19 protein-coding genes and 3 pseudogenes are annotated in these 16,226 nt (G+C 69.7%); 14 read left to right on the top strand and 8 right to left on the bottom strand.

What is annotated here, in order from left to right:
• Positions 1-473: 473 nt before the first annotated feature.
• Both AB0B66_RS40650 and AB0B66_RS40645 read left to right on the top strand, forming a co-directional pair.
• A pseudogene (locus tag AB0B66_RS40650) lies at positions 474-971 on the top strand (transposase); the annotation flags it as partial.
• A 388-nt stretch (positions 972-1,359) separates the two neighbouring features.
• The gene (locus AB0B66_RS40645) at positions 1,360-1,548 is read left to right on the top strand and encodes a hypothetical protein (RefSeq protein WP_360540427.1); all 189 of its coding nucleotides are present in this window, start codon (positions 1,360-1,362) and stop codon (positions 1,546-1,548) included.
• Here AB0B66_RS40645 and AB0B66_RS40640 read toward each other — a convergent pair.
• Entirely contained in the window at positions 1,517-2,188 is a 672-nt protein-coding gene (locus AB0B66_RS40640; protein WP_360540425.1) for a hypothetical protein, read from the bottom strand. The genes AB0B66_RS40645 and AB0B66_RS40640 overlap by 32 nt on opposite strands.
• Positions 2,189-2,346: 158 nt before the next feature.
• On the opposite strand from AB0B66_RS40640, the gene AB0B66_RS40635 reads away from it, so the two are divergent.
• Complete coding sequence (locus AB0B66_RS40635; protein ID WP_360540423.1) at positions 2,347-3,573, top strand: serine hydrolase domain-containing protein; 1,227 nt, start codon at positions 2,347-2,349, stop codon at positions 3,571-3,573.
• Positions 3,574-3,686: 113 nt separating this feature from the next.
• The gene (locus AB0B66_RS40630) at positions 3,687-3,998 is read left to right on the top strand and encodes a hypothetical protein (RefSeq protein ID WP_360540421.1); all 312 of its coding nucleotides are present in this window, start codon (positions 3,687-3,689) and stop codon (positions 3,996-3,998) included.
• A 244-nt stretch (positions 3,999-4,242) separates the two neighbouring features.
• On the opposite strand, the gene AB0B66_RS40625 is transcribed toward AB0B66_RS40630, so the two are convergent.
• Complete coding sequence (locus AB0B66_RS40625; protein WP_360540419.1) at positions 4,243-4,524, bottom strand: hypothetical protein; 282 nt, start codon at positions 4,522-4,524, stop codon at positions 4,243-4,245.
• 467 nt (positions 4,525-4,991) lie between these two features.
• Between AB0B66_RS40625 and AB0B66_RS40620 the strand changes: the two are divergent.
• A pseudogene (locus AB0B66_RS40620) lies at positions 4,992-5,243 on the top strand (transposase); the annotation flags it as partial.
• 22 nt (positions 5,244-5,265) lie between these two features.
• Here AB0B66_RS40620 and AB0B66_RS40615 read toward each other — a convergent pair.
• The 3 genes and pseudogenes from AB0B66_RS40615 to AB0B66_RS40605 all read right to left on the bottom strand — a co-directional run.
• A pseudogene (locus AB0B66_RS40615) lies at positions 5,266-5,511 on the bottom strand (transposase); the annotation flags it as partial.
• Positions 5,512-5,525: 14 nt separating this feature from the next.
• The gene (locus tag AB0B66_RS40610) at positions 5,526-5,975 is read right to left on the bottom strand and encodes an IS5 family transposase (protein ID WP_360540417.1); all 450 of its coding nucleotides are present in this window, start codon (positions 5,973-5,975) and stop codon (positions 5,526-5,528) included.
• A gap of 18 nt (positions 5,976-5,993) precedes the next feature.
• The gene (locus AB0B66_RS40605) at positions 5,994-6,131 is read right to left on the bottom strand and encodes a hypothetical protein (protein WP_360540415.1); all 138 of its coding nucleotides are present in this window, start codon (positions 6,129-6,131) and stop codon (positions 5,994-5,996) included.
• Positions 6,132-6,287: 156 nt separating this feature from the next.
• Between AB0B66_RS40605 and AB0B66_RS40600 the strand changes: the two genes are divergently transcribed.
• From AB0B66_RS40600 to AB0B66_RS40570, 7 genes are all read left to right on the top strand, one after another.
• Positions 6,288-7,019 (top strand): hypothetical protein, encoded by a 732-nt coding sequence (locus AB0B66_RS40600; protein WP_360540413.1) that lies wholly within the window; start codon positions 6,288-6,290, stop codon positions 7,017-7,019.
• Entirely contained in the window at positions 7,019-7,351 is a 333-nt protein-coding gene (locus AB0B66_RS40595) for a transcriptional regulator (RefSeq protein WP_360540411.1), read from the top strand. Before AB0B66_RS40600 ends, AB0B66_RS40595 begins: the two co-directional genes overlap by 1 nt.
• Before the next feature lie 67 nt (positions 7,352-7,418).
• Complete coding sequence (locus AB0B66_RS40590; RefSeq protein ID WP_360540409.1) at positions 7,419-8,723, top strand: acetylhydrolase; 1,305 nt, start codon at positions 7,419-7,421, stop codon at positions 8,721-8,723.
• Positions 8,724-9,034: 311 nt separating this feature from the next.
• Positions 9,035-9,667: a pyridoxal-dependent decarboxylase gene (locus tag AB0B66_RS40585; protein ID WP_360540433.1), complete on the top strand. Its 633-nt coding sequence runs from the start codon at positions 9,035-9,037 to the stop codon at positions 9,665-9,667.
• A 292-nt stretch (positions 9,668-9,959) separates the two neighbouring features.
• Positions 9,960-10,445 carry a hypothetical protein gene (locus tag AB0B66_RS40580; protein ID WP_360540407.1) on the top strand — a complete coding sequence of 162 codons (486 nt, stop codon included), beginning with the start codon at positions 9,960-9,962 and terminating at the stop codon, positions 10,443-10,445.
• A 542-nt stretch (positions 10,446-10,987) separates the two neighbouring features.
• Complete coding sequence (locus AB0B66_RS40575; RefSeq protein WP_360540405.1) at positions 10,988-11,509, top strand: hypothetical protein; 522 nt, start codon at positions 10,988-10,990, stop codon at positions 11,507-11,509.
• Between the two features lie 334 nt (positions 11,510-11,843).
• Entirely contained in the window at positions 11,844-13,421 is a 1,578-nt protein-coding gene (locus tag AB0B66_RS40570; protein ID WP_360540403.1) for a SpoIIE family protein phosphatase, read from the top strand.
• Positions 13,422-13,450: 29 nt separating this feature from the next.
• Here AB0B66_RS40570 and AB0B66_RS40565 read toward each other — a convergent pair whose 3' ends face one another.
• Both AB0B66_RS40565 and AB0B66_RS40560 read right to left on the bottom strand, forming a co-directional pair.
• Complete coding sequence (locus AB0B66_RS40565; protein ID WP_360540401.1) at positions 13,451-13,843, bottom strand: ATP-binding protein; 393 nt, start codon at positions 13,841-13,843, stop codon at positions 13,451-13,453.
• Positions 13,844-13,849: 6 nt separating this feature from the next.
• Positions 13,850-14,167 (bottom strand): STAS domain-containing protein, encoded by a 318-nt coding sequence (locus AB0B66_RS40560; RefSeq protein WP_360540399.1) that lies wholly within the window; start codon positions 14,165-14,167, stop codon positions 13,850-13,852.
• A 135-nt stretch (positions 14,168-14,302) separates the two neighbouring features.
• On the opposite strand from AB0B66_RS40560, the gene AB0B66_RS40555 reads away from it, so the two are divergent.
• Positions 14,303-14,872 carry a hypothetical protein gene (locus tag AB0B66_RS40555; RefSeq protein ID WP_360540397.1) on the top strand — a complete coding sequence of 190 codons (570 nt, stop codon included), beginning with the start codon at positions 14,303-14,305 and terminating at the stop codon, positions 14,870-14,872.
• Between the two features lie 352 nt (positions 14,873-15,224).
• Here the strand turns inward: AB0B66_RS40555 and AB0B66_RS40550 are convergent, their stop codons facing one another.
• Positions 15,225-15,776, bottom strand: a complete 552-nt coding sequence (locus tag AB0B66_RS40550; protein ID WP_360540395.1) for a hypothetical protein — start codon at positions 15,774-15,776, stop codon at positions 15,225-15,227.
• A 260-nt stretch (positions 15,777-16,036) separates the two neighbouring features.
• Here AB0B66_RS40550 and AB0B66_RS40545 point away from each other — a divergent pair, with 260 nt between their 5' ends.
• Positions 16,037-16,168, top strand: coding sequence for a hypothetical protein (locus tag AB0B66_RS40545; RefSeq protein WP_360540393.1), 132 nt, complete (start codon positions 16,037-16,039; stop codon positions 16,166-16,168).
• Positions 16,169-16,226: the final 58 nt, after the last annotated feature.

Here is a 16,226-nt window from a genome sequence, read left to right as displayed (position 1 = left end):
GCGCCGCCCGCCCCGCCCGGCGGCCCGTGGTCCCCCCCCCCCGGGGGGGGGGGGGGGGTGCCCGCCCCGCCCCCAACCCCGGCGCCCCCCCCCCCCACCCCCGGCCCATTCTCGCGCCATCAACCCGGAGCAACGCGGCCGCCATCGGGGTTCAGGCCATTGCTGCGGTCGGTGCACGCGGCAGCGCGAGAGATGGCGGCGGAGCACGCCGCAGGCCTGGCCACTGCGGTGAACGGTTTGGGGGATGCGGCCGCGGGTCCGCGCGGCCCTGGCGAGGACGTCGCCGCGATAGTGCGGTTGTTCGCGTGCCTGGCCTGCGAGGACGGCGACAACGAGCCACGGCAGGACGACCCGGCCGGCCAACCGCCGTCAGACGGCCGTGCCGGGTCCGACACGGCGTACTGGCTAGGTGTCCGGGCTGGACGCCGTGTCGAGCAGGAGCTGCTGGCCCGTCATGCCTGCGGGCCACCGGACGACCCGTATTCGCCATCAACCCGATGGCGGTCGCCCGCTACCGGGAGCGGCATGCCGTCTCCCGAAAGAAGTCCGACCATCAAGATGCGCTGGTGCTGGCCAACATCCTGCGCACTGACGCCGCGGCGCACCGGGCACTGCCCGCCGACTCGGACCTGGCTCGGGCGGTCGCGGTCCTGGCCCGGGCCCAGCAGGACGCGGTCTGGGACCGCACCCGCGCCCACAACCGGCTGCGCAGCCTGCTCAGAGAGTTCTACCCCTCCATCCTTGCCGCGTTCGCGTCCAAGCGTGAGGGCATCATGTCCCGGGAAGCCAGGGCCGTACTGACGATCGCGCCGACCCCGGCCCAGGCCGCCCGCCTGACCCGCACCCGGCTACGGGCAGCGCTACGCCGGGCCGGCCGCCAACGCGGAATCGACGCCGAGGTCGAACGCCTCATCGACGTGTTACGCCAGCCCTGGCCGCATCAACCGCCCCTGGTGGAGGAGGCGATGGGGCCGCTGATGGGGCTGACCAACCTCGGGACCTCATCCGAGCTTCATCTCGTCGCCAGGCCCGCCGGAGCGCTCAGCTTCGGCGGCACGGGCCCCGTCGACGTGACCCGGGACGCCTTCGGGCCGATCGAGGTTCAGGTCAGCAACCTTCCTGCACCGCTGCTTCAGGCGGTTCAGCGTGGCCGCCCCGACCCTGCCCTCGTCCAGCAGTTCCTTCGCAACCTGCCTGCCCTGACTGCGGCGTCCGCGCTGATCGAGTTCACGGAGCCGGTCACCCGGCGCAGTTGCAGGTGTTCTTCGACAAGCGCGTACCCATCTCGGCCATGCCGAACCGGAGCATCCTCGTCATCCTCGTCAATCCCTACATGTCCGCCGACCACAACCTGCTGGGATGGCCCATGCTGACATCGGCGAGTTCCAGGGCTGGGTGGCAAGCCTGCGCCACGGCGACGACGACCTGCTCACCCACATGGGCCTGCCGCAGTTAGACCGGCTACGCCGGATCGCCAGCGAAGGCCGCGTGCCCGCGTTCATCGTCCGCGGCCGGATCACCGCCGCCAGCACGGCAGATCATGGCTAGCCGACCGGCGCGACATGGTCTGTGCTGTCCAGGACTCTGGTTCGACGGTGCGCCCGGACCGCCGTGGCCGGGCGCGAAACAGCGGAGGTGAAGGTTCTGATGGCAACGAGGTTGACGCGATCGTGCGGGATCCGGTCTGTGCCCGATCGGCAGCCGGGTGGATGCGCGCGCACTCGGCCGACAGGACGCCCGCGGCTTCCTTCGTGCGGCCGAGTTCGTGCAGGCGCCAGCCGGTGGCCATGGCGACGGGGTCGACGACGGCGGAGGTGCCGAGCACGATCTCGTCGTCCCGTGCCGCTGCGGCGTCGGCAAGCAGCGCGGCGGCCCTGTCGAGGGCCAGCATGCAGGCACGGTGGTTGCCGCCGATGGCGTGTCCCTGCGCTTCTCGTTGTGCGGCCAGGCCGCGGATCCGGGCCGAGAAGCGCGACTCCTGGGCTTTGCGGGCCAGTTCGACGGTCTGTGCCGCGTCGTCGTGGTAGAGGGAGATGAGGGCGCGACGGACGTAGGCGTACCCCTCCATGTGGTCGTCGCCGCCGGTCTGGGCGAGGCCGGACGACAGCAGCGCCCCGAGATCCTGCGCCCGCCACTCGGGCGCCCCGAACGTCGTGCTCGTCATGCTCGACGACGTCGGCTTGGGCACGCCGGGACCTTTCGTCCGGCAACTGCTGGACGGCCAGATCGCGAACCCGGTCCGGCGCGACCCGGAGTCTGATGTACTCGAAAGGCGGTAAAGAGATGTTCGGTGTAAATCGCCGGTAGTGCTACGAACCTGGAGGTACCGGCATGCAGCGGTTCGCCGTGAGCGCAGTGGCTCTGCTGCTGACCGCGACGGTCGCCGGAGCATGCAGCCAGACGGTCGGCGAACGCCGTACCACGACGAGCGTTGACCCCACCGCACCCGCGTACGCCGCTGGACTCGACGCGGCGCTCCAGGCCGTCATCAATGACATGCGGGTCCCGGGCGCGGTCGTGATGATCACATCGCCGCAGCGCGGGAACTGGACCAAGGCCTACGGCACGCAGGCGCTCGGCGGCAGCAGCCCGGTGACCGTCGACGATAGCTTCCGGATCGGCTCCAATACCAAGACCATGACCGGCACCGTGCTGCTGCAACTGGTGCAGGAGGGCAGGATCGGTCTCGACGATCCCGTGTCGAGGTATCAGCCGGAGGTGCCCAACGGCGACGCCATCACCATCGCCCAGCTCCTGAGCATGCGCAGCGGACTCTACAACTACACCGAGGACAAGCAGTTCAGCGCCAAGTTGGACAGCGACCCCGGGTACGTCTGGAAACCCGCCGAGCTGCTGGCGATCGCCTTCGCCCAACCGCCGGGCTTCGCCCCCGGTGCGCAGTGGCAGTACTCGAACACCAACCTCATCCTGGCAGGACTCATCGTCGAGCAGCTCACCGGCATCCCGCTTCAGGACAGTTTCCAGCAGCGGATTTTCGGCCCGATCGGCCTGCGCCAGACACTCCTGCCAGCACCCGCCGAGGCCGGCATACCCGCTCCGCACCCGCAGGGCTACATGTTCGGCACGAACCTGGAGATCCTCGCCGACCCCGCGCTCCCGGCCGCCCAGCAGGCCGCAGCCGCCAGCGGCGCCCTGCTTCCCAAGGACGTCACCGGCAACAGCCCATCGTGGGCATGGGCGGCGGGGGCCGGGATATCCACCGCCGCCGACCTGACCCGGTATGCCACGGCCCTGGTGGACGGTGGGCTGCTCGACCCGAAGACGCAACAGGCCAGGCTGGCCAGTGTCCAGCCGATCCAGGTGCCGGACGGGGCAGACATCGGCTACGGCCTCGCGCTCGCCCGGTTCGGGGCGATGTACGGCCACGACGGGCAGATCCCCGGGTACAACAGCTTCATGGCGCACGACCCTGTCCGCAAGGACACGGTCATTGTTCTGACCTCGTTGTTCGCGGGCGCAAACGGGGAGCAGCCGGCCAACCAGATGGCATCGGCGATCATCGGGGCGCTGTACGGCCGACCGCTGATTCCCGCCCCGTCGCCCAGTCGATGAGGCGCGGCGCGTGCTGCTGTCGGGGGCAGTGTCGGCAAGCGCCTGGCGTACGCGGCGGACCGGCGCACGACCACATGGGTGCTGAGCGTGGTGTGCTGGACAGGCGACTTACGGTGTGGGCTGAGCGCCTGGCGGACGGCGGCGCGGCCGATCTCCTCCCACGGCACGTGTACGGTGGTGAGCACGGGGCGGCCGACGAGGATGACCTCGTCGGTGCTGCGAAACAACGTGGCGACCGCGCTCACCTCGCCCCGGGCGGTGCCGTCGGTGACGGCGATCAGGCTCTGACGGCCTTCCGCGGCGGCCTCCACCCGGATACCGTCGACGACGGCGTTGACGGTCAAGGCGTCCACGTGGTGCACGACGACGCCGCGGTGCGGCTCGGCGCGCGGGTCCAGCGGCACGCGCGGGCGTCGACGCGGTAGCCATCACCGCGAGCGCCTGCCGCACTGGCCCAACGCTCGTGCTGACGGGTTGGCCGTAGCGCACCCGTGACACGGAGGCAGCCGATACGCCTGCCTGGACAGCGATGTCCTTCATCGTCACCGGTCGCGAGTGGACGCCAGCCGGGTGGTCGAGGTGCGGGCCACGTCGGTCCCTCGGGTGGGAAGGGGTTCGGGTCGGCTGGGGCGTGGACGCGTCGGCCGCCGCACGCGCGGAATGTGGGTTTCAGGCGCTGAGCGACAGCTGGCGGGGGTGCACCGGGTGGGTGAATGGCTCGCAGGCTGCGTCGCGGGCCAGTTCAGCGGCCGCCGCGTCGGCCAGGCGCTGATGTTCGCCGCCCATGCAGCCGGCGAAGGTCGGGGTGAGCGGGACGTTGGGCAGGTCGTAGAGCTGCGAGCCGCGACCAGCGGCGATGATCGGGACGCGACGTGCCCGCTTGCCTCTGGTTCCCGTGTCGACCAAGCACCCGGTGCCGCCGTCGTCTGTCGGCGCACGGTCCAGATCCACGTTTCCCGGTTGAGGTTGCCGACCAGGGTCAGGGTGGCTCGTTAGCCACGAGCAGGCTCCCTTCGGGAACGGTCCGCCGATCTGGCGGCCACTGCGACGGGCCAGGGGTGATGAGCCCTGGCCCGCACGGAGACGGCCGTTCAGCAGCCTTCGGGGATTTCGCAGGTGTCGGCACCGGTACGGCCGGGCCAGATCGCGGTCATTTCGCGGTCGGCGGTGACGGGGCGGGTTTCAGCGCACCCGCTTCGGGGGTCAGCCAGCGCGACTGGGAAGTGTTTAGATTCCGCCATGGCTCGTCGTATCCCGCTCGCAATCCGCTTGGGCGGCTACCTGCTTGCAGCGGTCATCGCGATCACTGTCCTCACACTGTGGAACGGCGACTCATGGCTGACGGAGCTAAGACTTGGCGTTTTGCCTGCGTTGACGATCGTGATACTCGGCGAGGTCTCTTATCGACGAAGCCGGCAGCTATGGGCATACAAACGTTGGCACTGCTGGCAACGTTGAACACCGAGTGCGGCAACGTCGACCAGCTCGGCCAGGCCTGCGCCGACGCCTTCGCGCAGCACCCCGACTACGAGATCATCACAAGCTTCCCCGGCCTCGGCGACCACGCCGGTGCACGCGTGCTGGCCGAACTCGGCGACGACCGCAACCGGTTCGCCGACGCCCGCTCAGTAAAGGCATATGCAGGCTCAGCACCCGTGCGGGCGGTCGGCCACCACGGCTGCCCTTGGCCGCCCGTGCGGCGACCTGGTCCTTCTTCTCCGGGATCACCGCCGTGATCCGGCGTCGGCGCAGCTCGGCGCGGATCTTCTTGTTCGTGTACGCCTTGTCAGCCAGCACCCGGCCCGGCCGGGTCCGCGGCCGGCCCACCCGCCGCCGGATGCGGACGCCGTCCATGACCTTCACGAACCCGACACTGTCATGGCGCTGCCCGGCGGTCAGGGTCCGGCTGACCGGCCGGCACCGTCGGTCGGCGGACAGGTGCAGCTTCGTGCTCAGCCCGCCGCGGGACCGACCGAGCGCCTCACGATCACCCGATTCGCCCGATGCTGGCCGCCCCCTTTACCTGCGGTGTCGTCGTCGGCCAGCTCTTTGGGCAGGTCACGGCGGGCACCGGCGGCGTGCTGGTGCGCCCGGACCACGGTCGAGTCCACCCCGAGGGTCCAGTCGTCGCCCTCGTCGGCGTCGCAGTCGATGCGTAGCGCGTCGCAGACCGCCGCCCAGGTTCCGTTGAGTGCCCAGCGGCGTTTGCGCTGGTATACGGTCTTCCACGGGCCGAACCTGGCGGGCAGGTCCCGCCAGGGGATCCCGGTCCGCACCCGGAACAAGATCCCCGAGATCGTCGTACGGTGATCACGCCACCGGCCGCCACGCTGCGGATCTGCGGGCAGCAGCGGCTTCAGCAGCTCCCACTCGGCATCGGTGAGCTCAAACCGTCCGGTCACGACATACGTGATACCAGCTCACGACTCGCAGATCCACGAGACACGGCCCAGCCAGTCCAGTGCCTCGACGAGGTCGAGGGTGGCTTGGTAGTGGGTGGCCAACTTGTCGAAGCGGGTGGCCAGCCCGCGCCGGTGCTTGCGCCTGTTGGTCTCCACGGGCCATACCCGTCTAACGAACGAGATTCATGATCTGCGAAACAGAACCTGGCCGCTCGCGGCGCGGGCCATGCCTGATCTCCCGTCACGGCCCGGCCCGCGAAATGCGCCGGACTCTCTCTTGCGCGGATAGGTCTGCAATGCAAAGCTGACTTCATGACACACGAATCGGCTTCCCAGGCGGGCACGCCTCACGAGCTGTTGGCGGCCGTGCGCGACCTGACACGCCAGGTCCGTGTCGCCCAGCGCGGCACCTGGTTTCCGCTGCTGGTCTTCGCGGTGATCACCCTGGTCGCGATACCCGTCTACCGGTACGCCCCCTACCTCGACGTCTTCGGCACCTGCCGATCCCGCCCGGGGCACACGGTCTGCATGGTGCCCAACCCGGCGGAGCTCGTGTACTGGACGGTCGCGCTGGTGCTCGCCTACGCGGCCATCGCAGGCTTCTACGTAAGGCAGTCCCGACGGCGCGGCGTGGGCACCCCCATCCGCCCCTACGTCGTCGTCGGTGTCGCGCTGGCCGTCCTGATGGCGGCCGTGTCGATCTGGTTGACGTTCCACCCGCTCCTTCCCGTCCCCGCCGACCCCTTCTCCACCGACCCGGTTGAGATCGAGGTCGGCCCGGCCGGGTGGCTGATCGTCGGGCTGGCCAGTCCCACGGTGGCGATCGGGCTGGCGCTGCTGGTGCTCGCGTGGGTCGAACGCCACTGGGCGCTGCTGACGTACAGCCTCGTCTACCTGGTGGTCGTCGTGATCATGGGTAGCCAGGTCATCCACTCGACCTCGCGGTGGTTCTTCCTGCCGCACCTGCTCGTCCCGGCGGCGGTGCTGCTGCTGGGCGCCGCCGCCTTCGCCCTGCTCCGGCCGACCACCGAGGTTCAGGCGTGATGACCGATCACCCCGCCAACGGCCTCGACGACGTCGTCCACCAGCGCGTCCGCCTGGGCATCATGGCCATAGCCCACCAGGCCCGCCAGGTCGAGTTCGGCTTCCTGCGCGCCACCCTGCAGCTGACCGCGGGCAACCTCGGGCAGCACCTTAACGTCCTGGAGAAGGCCGAGCTGATCCAGATCGAGAAGGGCTACGAGGGCAAGCGCCCGCGCACCTGGGTCACCCTCACCACCGCCGGGCAGGCCGCCCTGCGCGACGAGATAGCCCACCTCAAGCAACTCATACAGCAGGTCGAACAAGCGGAGACGCCGCCGACCGCCGACCGGTGACCGGCGGGCAGCCGACATGCGCGGACCGGATCCGGAGCCACACCGGATCCGGCCCGCCCGCGGCTCAGTGAGGGTGCACGCCGGCCGGCGCGGCCGTACCTGGATCACGCTCACCGCCGCCGGCAGCACCGCGCTCACCGAAGAGATCAAGCGGCTCAAGCAGCTCATCGCCCGCGTCGAAACCACCGGAGGACCGATGCCCACCGCACTGACCCGCCGACACCTGCTTACCGCCGCGCTCGCCACCGGGGTCGCCGTGCCGCTCGGCGCCGGCCGCGAACGAGCGGCGCAGGCCGCGCCCAGCCCGGCACGGCTCACGCTGCCCCCGCCCACCGGGCCGCACCGCATCGGCACCGTATCGCTGCACCTCATCGACAGATCCCGCCCGGATCCCGTCGCCGGCCCGAGGCACCACCGCGAACTGATGGCCAGCGTCTGGTATCCCGCCACCCGTGACGCCCGGCGTCATCCGGTGGCGCCGTGGATGCCCGCCGCGCCGATGCGCGCGCTGCTCGTGTCCGCCGGGTTCGACGCCGATGCCGCGGCGGCGCCCCTCACAGCCGGCCACGAGGGAGCTCCGGCACTCCGGACACCCGAGCGGCTGCCCGTGATCGTGTTCTCCCATGGCAACAACGGTCACCGTGCCGAGGCCACCATCGTGGTCCAGGAACTCGCTAGCCACGGCTACGTCGTGGTCACGGCGGATCACACGTACGACGCGTTCAGCCAGTTCCCCGACGGGCGGCTCACCGTCCCCCTCGACCTGTCGTTCACACCATGGGACTCCTCCCACGACATCCGGTTCGTCCTCGACTGCATCGAGGACATCGCCGCCGACCGCAACCCCGACGCCGAGCGCCGTCCGCTGCCGGCCGGCCTGGGCGCCGCGCTCGACCTGCGCCGCATCGGCATGTTCGGCTGGTCGAAGGGCGCGACCGCCACCGCCCTCGTCATGAACCAGGACCGGCGCGTGCGGGCCGGGCTCAGCTTCGACGGCCCGATGCAGTCGGTGCCACCGGTCACCGGCCTCGACCGGCCGTTCATGCTGATGACGGCGGAGTTCACCCGGGCCGCCGAGCCGAGCGTCGAGCAGTTCTGGTCGGACCTGCACGGATGGCGGCTCAACGTGCAGGCTGACGGCGCGCTCCACGGGGCGTACTGCGACCACCAGTGGCTGATCCCGCAACTGGCGAAGACCATCGGAATGAGCGACGAGGACCTCGCCAGCTGGGTCGGCACCCTCGACCCGGCCCGGGCGGTGCGGATCCAGCAGGCGTACCCGCTCGCGTTCTTCGACCTGCACCTACGCCATCGAGGACACCTGCTCAACGGCCCGAACCCGGCCTTCCCGGAGATGCGGTTCATCCCCTGACCCACTCCGAGCTGGTCTTCAGCCGGTCACCCCCGCTGCCGCCTCGCACGCCCCCGGCACCGCCAGGTACGGCACCCGCCGCTGCGCCCGAAAGCAACGGCTCCAGCACAGCCAGGTCGGCGTTGCTCAGGTCTCCACGGGCTATACCCGCCTAACGAACGAGATTCATGATCCGCGAGACAGAACCTAGTACGGCAGTTATGGTTCGTCTCTGAGCTGCCAGGATGCGCTTGAGGGTTCGGTGGAGGCCGTGCTGATGCCCAGCCCGGGGTTCGTCGCTAGCTCAAACGCCGAGCGGCGACGGATAGCGCATAGGAAGTATCGCGGGCACTCTGCACGTCGACGCGGCCCTGTCCGGCCTGCCACTCGCGCTCGTCGGCGTCGCAGGCGTGCCGCGGTTCGGGTTCGACGTCGACGGCGTCACGTCGATCATCACCTCAGGGCACAAGTTCCTGTCGACACTGACCCCGTGCGGGGTGCTGGTCTACCGCAACCCGCCCCACGCCGCGACCACCGCCGCCGTGTCCTACACCGGCACCGGCGACGTCACCATCGCCGGCAGCCGCTCCGGGCACACCGCGCTGCTGCTGTACGCCTCCCTGGCCGGACTAGGCCTCGACGCACACCGCCAGCGGGTACGCCAGTGCAGGCAGACCGCCGAATATGCCTGTCGGCGGCTGCGCGCCATCGGCGTGGACGCACACAGGCTCCCGCACGCGTTCACCGTCCACTTCCCCCGCCACCCGCAGCCACCAGACGGGTGGGTCATCCCCGGCGACGACCGCCACCACCGGCTGATCTGCATGCCGCAGATCAGCCGCGACCAGATCGACGAACTCGTCACCGACTGGTCCCGGCAGCTGACACCGGCCGCCCGCCCAAGTCGTGGCCTCGCACGCCGCCTGTTCACCACCACCCCCAAGGCCGAGCCTTCAACTGCCTGAACGCCGGCATCGAGGCGCCGTAGGCGAGCTCGGCGCCGCTCGATGACATTCACGGCGCCAGGCACCCGACGGTGCCTGGCGCAGGGCGGGGCAGGGGTGGCCCCGCCGCGGCCCGGGCCGCACCCGCTTCCGCCGGCTGCCACATCAGCCGACGTGGCACGCACCGCCGCGCCGGGACCGTGGCCGGCCCGGGCCGCACCACCGACAACCACCACAAGCCCAGCCCGACGGCCAGCGCGTCACGTCCCGAGCAGCGCGCCGACGGTCCCGGCACCCAACCAGGGAGCACGCCATGCCAACCGCCAACCAACTTGCCGCCCAGGCCACCCGCAGCGTCCAACGCGTATACGTCATACCTGTCAGCGCCGACGGCCGACTCATCCTCCAACGCCACCTGGCCGGCGTACACACCTATTGGGCCTACCTGAGCATGGCCCGCGGGGCCTTACGCACAGACCCCGCCACCATCGCCCGGCGGCTCGTCCGCGTCCACCTGGGCGGCCAAGCCAGGCAGATGCGGCTGGTACACATCTTCGGGCCAGCCCGGAGCCACCCACGCGCCGCGGTCTACGCCGCCGCGCTGACCCAAACCGCCGCCGAAATCACCGAAAGTCAGCGCGATGGGCGCCCCCGAACGCCGATGCAGGCGCTCACCGTCACAACCGAAACGTTCGGCACCCTCGACATACGCCCGTACGAGATCTCCCGCCTCCTTGCCGAGGGCGCTGACCCGGCAGCGTCCGCGCTCACCCTTCCGGACTTGACGATCAATGGATGAAGCGGTCCGATCGGGCCGAGGGCACCAGGTAGCCTCCGCACCCGTCTCGATTGGCTCCCCCGCCGCTGGCGCTGTCCGATGGCACGACGTGGACGATCCGGGGCTTCCCGAACGGCCGGAAACGTCACTGGCGGTGATTGGGCTGTATGGATGTGGTGTTTGGCTGCAACAGTTGCGTTAGTGACTTGGCGGACGCAGATGCCTTGGTGGCCGAGGTTAGGCAGCGGTTGGACGAGGTGACGGCGACGCAGAGTTTCGATCCGGTCCTGGACGCGTCCGCGCCAGCCCTGGCGTAGCCACCGGAGGCGGCCGCAACCAGCTCATGCTCGCACACCTGCAGACCGGCGGCAGGTGCCAGCGCCGGGCCGGCTCGGCTCTGCGTCGTCCCGACCGCCCACCGAGGCACGGACACCGAGACCAATCTCCGAAAACAACCCGCAACGTTGCACCGATGTGGACGGTTGCGTGCCACACATACAGTTCGCGGTGCCCTCGACACGGAGGATGCATAGACACGGGAGGATGCATTGAAGGGCAAGAGATTGGCCAGGATACTGGCCGTCGGCCTGTCGGCCGCACTGTTCGTGGCGAGCACGCCGCTGGCGGCCTCCGCCGCGGTGCCGCCGGTCACGCCGGGCGCGGAGGTCATCCAGCGCACGATCTTCCTAGCCGCCGCCCCGCCAGCCGGCTCCGAAGCCGAGATCCGGGTGGCCGACCGCTCGATCCACCTCAACACCGGCACCTACCGGTGGAGCTACCGGTTCTACGGCAGCGACGGCACCACCGACGCATCCGTGACCAGGACGATCGCGATCACGGGTGGCGACTACTGGTGGAACTGCCGCATCCAGGACATGAGCATATTCTTGTACGGCTACGAGACCTGGTGCTACCTGAGCAACCAGCGGGACGAACTGGGCCTGCCCACGGCGTACCTGCCGTGGGACGCCGATCCGGGACACGGCGCCAGCCTCGGCGTCGTATACGTCGACGAGGTGCAGGTGGTTAACGGCCTGCGCGGCGACACCATGACATGGCGCAGTGAGCTGCTGCGCATCACCTGAACGTAGTGCGGACGTAGTACGCGTGGGGCGCCCGACCGCTTCGAGCGCCCCACGCACACCGGCGCGAACCGCACCGCGCGCACCCGGACAGATCATCTGCAGGTCGGAACGAGCCGCCCGGCGGCCGCCTGCCCTGGCTACACCGGCGGGCTTCTCGGGTGACCAGCCATGCCAGGCAGAAGTCCTGCCGGGCGAGCCGCTGTCCTCCCAGCCACGACAGGCGAGACCGCCGCCTTTGGCAGCGGACGACGACGCGCCCTCGGCAGCAGCGCAGCGGCGCTCACCGGAACGCACCCGGTTCCTGCCTCTGCGGTAGCCCTCTACGCTGTGAGCCGTGGATGGCGACACCCGATCCCCAGACCGGCCGGCGCTCGCGCCCAGCCCGGCGGACCTGCTGACAATCGGCCGGTCGATGCTGCCGGTGGTACGGGAGCTGCTGTCCGCTGTCCCGGCGAGCTGCACCTGGCTGCTGCCCGTCGTCGCAGAACACGGTGAGGTGGCCGACTTCGAGATCGCCGCCGTCGGCACGAAATCGAACGACGTCGCCGGCCGCGACGGCGACCAGCGGCTCGGCCGCCGCCTCGGCGACCTGTATCCGGCGATGGTCGGCGGCCCGCTGTGGGAGCTGTACCGCCAGGTGTACGCCGACGGCTCGCCGCGGCAACTCCCGGACTTCCAATACCACGCCGACGGGGAAGGGGTGATCGCCACGTCGCTGTTCGACGTGTCGGTCCACCGCGTCTGCGGCGGCCTGATGGTGTGGTGGCGCCGCCTGGACGAGTCCGAGCGCCGCCGCGAGCAGACCGAACTGCTCGGCAATCTCGGCTGGGGTGAGACCGACCTGCTCACCGGGCAGGTCACCTGGTCGCCGGGAATGTACCGGATCTTCGAACGCGACCCCGCGCTCGGCCCGATGAGCACCGCCGAGCAGACGGCGCACATCATCGCCGACGATCAGCCGCTGCGCGAGACGGCGTGGCAGATGCTCGACAGCGGCCTGGTGTCGGACCTGACGTTCCGCATGCGAGTCGGCGAGAAGGTCAAACACATGCGGCTGGTCGCCGACACCGCCCGTGACGCCACCGGCAAGCCGGTGAAGATGTACGGGGTCGTGCAGGACGTCACCGCGCGCGAGACATCACGCACCGACGTCGAAAGGCTCCAGGAGGAGCTGCGGACACGGGAACTGACCATGGTCGCCGAGCACCGCCTCACCGGCCAGCTCCAGCAGATCATCCAGCCGCTACCCGATGCGCCGTTCACCCTCGCCGACCTCGAGATATGGGTGCAGTACCTACCTGCCGAGGACAAGGCCCGCGTAGGCGGGGACTGGTACCACGCCATGGCACTGCCCGACGGGCGGGTCATTCTCGCCATCGGCGACGTCGTCGGCCACGGCCTGACCGCCGCCACCGCGATGGCGCACCTGCGCTACGCCCTGGTCGGGTGGACCGCCGTAGAGGAAGCCGACCCGGGGCGGCTGCTGTCGCACCTCAACCACCTGTGTCTACGCCTCGGCACCACCAGCACCGCCGCGATCGCCGTTTACCAGCCGGCCGACCGTACCCTGCGATGGGCACGGGCGGGACACCCGCTGCCGCTGCACCATCACGCCGGACGCACCCGGCCGCTCACCCGGGTCGACGGCCTGATCCTCGGCGCCCTCGCCACCTCCGAGTACCCCGAGACCCGCTGCCGGCTGCACACCGGCGACCTGCTCCTGTTCTACACCGACGGCCTCGTCGAACGCCGCGGACGCGACACCAGCGACACCGTCGACAAAGTCGCCCGCACGATGGCCGACGCCGCCGCCCACCCCGACGGCAGACCGCTGAGCCACCTCGCCGCGCTGCTGGGCGACGCCAGCCCTGACGACGACACCTGCCTGCTCGCCGTGTCGGTACGGCCCTGACCTGTGCTGGACTGGCGGCACAGCAGGCCTCAGCACATCATGCGCAGCTGAACCGACCCGTCACCGTCCACGGACACCGCGTCACACACCCGTGAGACGATCGCCATCCCGCGTCCCCGGATCGCATCGGCGGCCGGCATCACCGCCGACGCGGGACGCCACCCGCCAGGCCGCTGGTCGCGCACCTCGCACACCACCGCGCCCGCCTCCGCCCACACGCGCACCACACCTCCACCGCCCGTGTGCTCGATCGTGTTCGACATCAGTTCACTGACCGCGAGCATCAGCATCTCGGCACGTGCCGTCGAGAGCCCGGCCGCCACCGCTCGGTCGCGCACGAATCCGCGTATCCCGGCGAAGTCGTCGGCGACCGTGAACGCCGCCTCATCCGGCTGGGTGGCCAGCGTGCTGTCAGGCTCCATCGCCGATCACCGCTCGCCCTGCGGCTGGGGGGCCAGCAGTGCACCGACCCCCGTCAGCTCCAGCACGGTGGCCACCATGCCCGCCGCTCGTGTCACGTAAACGGTCGCGCTTCGCACCTGCGATGCATGGTAAGCCGTGACGAGGACATGGATGCCGCTGGAATCGAGGAACTGCAGTTCGGCGAGGTCCACCTCGACCGGCAGAGAGGACTCCATCGCGGCGTCCAGCGCCGAAGCGAGGCCGCCGCTGGAACTCATGTCGCACTCACCGCTGACGCTTACCACGATACGGTCTGCCGTCTCGGCGATGGACACTGTCAGCATTCCCATACTGCAACAGCACCCATCTGCCGGCGACGAACGGACCGTTCGCCATCATCGCACCGTTCGCGGCGCCCTCGGTACTCGCCCGGGAGATCGATGTGCCCAGCGCCATGAGCGGCCTCGAGATGCAAGTCGATGGCGACCTACTTGCCCGCGCCGACGACCCCTCGACCGACGAGCGACCCGGTCGTGCTGCTGTCCGGTGGTGTTCGACCGGAGTTCCCGGTCATGCAGATCGTCGCCCCGGCCACTCCGGTCGAAAGGCAGGGGTTCCTGCTGGTGTCCGGGGAGCAGGCGGTCGACGCGGATGAGCGGCGTCGCGTCGTCGAAGCGGCCGGCCCGAATGCGCGAGCGATCGGCACCGAGGTCTTCTTCGGAGCGAAGGAAGGTTTGCTGAGGACGGTGTCGCGCGGGGGCGGTGCCCATGGACGGAAGATTTTTCACTTGGCGGCTGCCCCTTGGCGGGAGTACTTGATCGAGCGGATCGGGATCCTCTCTCCAGCGAAGCGGCGCGAGTACGACGTCGCCATGAAGCCACCGGAGCCGAGCGACGGCCGCAGGCTCACCAGGCCAGTGTGTCTCGTGCGGGGGCATCGCGCTGCGCGGGGAGGACCGGTTGCCGAGCCAGCCAGGGTGGCCACTTCTAGTGTTTCGATGGGCCCGCGACCACAGTCGCACGCCCATCGACTCTCCCAGTGGTTATGACACGCCGGTCAACGCCGGCTTGTCACCTGAGGTGCCGAGCGGGACCACGGTGTGCCATCCGTGCTCTTGAGGATGGACGAGTTGCCCGTGGAGGGCCGCCAGATTGCGGTGTCGGTCTTGCCGTCACGGTCGTAGTCGCCGGGGGGAGATGTCACCGTTGACGCCCCAGCTCACGGTGTAGTTGCCGCCCGAGGAGCCCATGATGATCGACCACACGCCGGCGGCGGCACAAAGATGAGACGGCCTGAGACCTGCACTGTTCTGGCTTCTTCGGAGCGGATCATATGGTGCCCAGGGACGCAGGTCGGAGGTCCGTTTGACCTTCGACTCGTCGTGAGAAAGGCCTGTCCGGTCAGTCGCCGCTGTGCCCGAAGAAGATGATCGACTCTGGGACATCGCCGTCGTGGGCCACGACGTAAGCGCCGTACCAGCGGCCGAAGTCCTCCAGGTTACCGCCGGCGATGGCCGCGGCGATCGCATCGGCAGTCGGCCGGCACGTGCCGAACACTTCCTCCAGGTCGTCGTCCGGCACGGGCGCGACCATGCCCAACTCGGGAGATGGGGCGACACCCGTCATGTCGATGACCGAGTGCGCCCCCGAGTAGATCTGCGCGTCCAGCAGGCTGTCCGGGCCGGCGACCTCCACCTGGGCGGCTCGCCAGCTGTCCCGAGCCATCGTGTCGTCGCCTTCGGGGGCGTCATCGCCGAACGCCTCAGCCAGGCTGAGGCGCAGTTCAGCCATCTCCCAGGCGACGTACTCCTCCTCGCTCATCGTCCGGGCCCGCGTATTCGGCGTCGCACGGTAGTAGTCGCCCCGGTCGTAGGCGTTCTGGCGGGCCACTTCCAGCGCGGCTCTGACGTCCTGCTGATACGGCACCCTGGAGGTCCAGCTCGATGCCCCCATGCTCTCCTCCGGCCCAGGCGGTGGTGTGACCTGCCGATGATCACACATCGGGGCGACATCGAGAATTCGGGAAGGGCGCCCACGGGACCGTCGAGCAGCACGGGGCGACCACCGCAAGCGCATCATCTGTTGTGGACAAAACGAATAAGGTCGCGGTGGCCGTGGGTCACAGCGCAGACGCTGCCTCGTGGTGGCAGATGTTCTAAGGTGTACTGGCTCGGATCGGCGCCCGGTTCGCCCGCGCCGAACCCCGGAGCACGGTGGGTGATCTGCTGCTGGGGCTACTGGCGCCGATCGAGCGCAACAACTTCATGGTCAGCCCCTTTGCCCGGTCGGAACAATCTGCGATTGCCGGTGGTGGGGCATTGCCAGAACAAAACTTAGTCGACTAGATTAATGTCTGCGAGCCATGGGGTGGCCCCGCCTCTTCCCGAGGCGGGGCTTCGCGCA

The organism is Catellatospora sp. NPDC049111 (assembly GCF_040648615.1).
Lineage (GTDB): Bacteria > Actinomycetota > Actinomycetes > Mycobacteriales > Micromonosporaceae > Catellatospora > Catellatospora aurea.
This window is presented reverse-complemented; position numbering and strand designations above follow the sequence as displayed.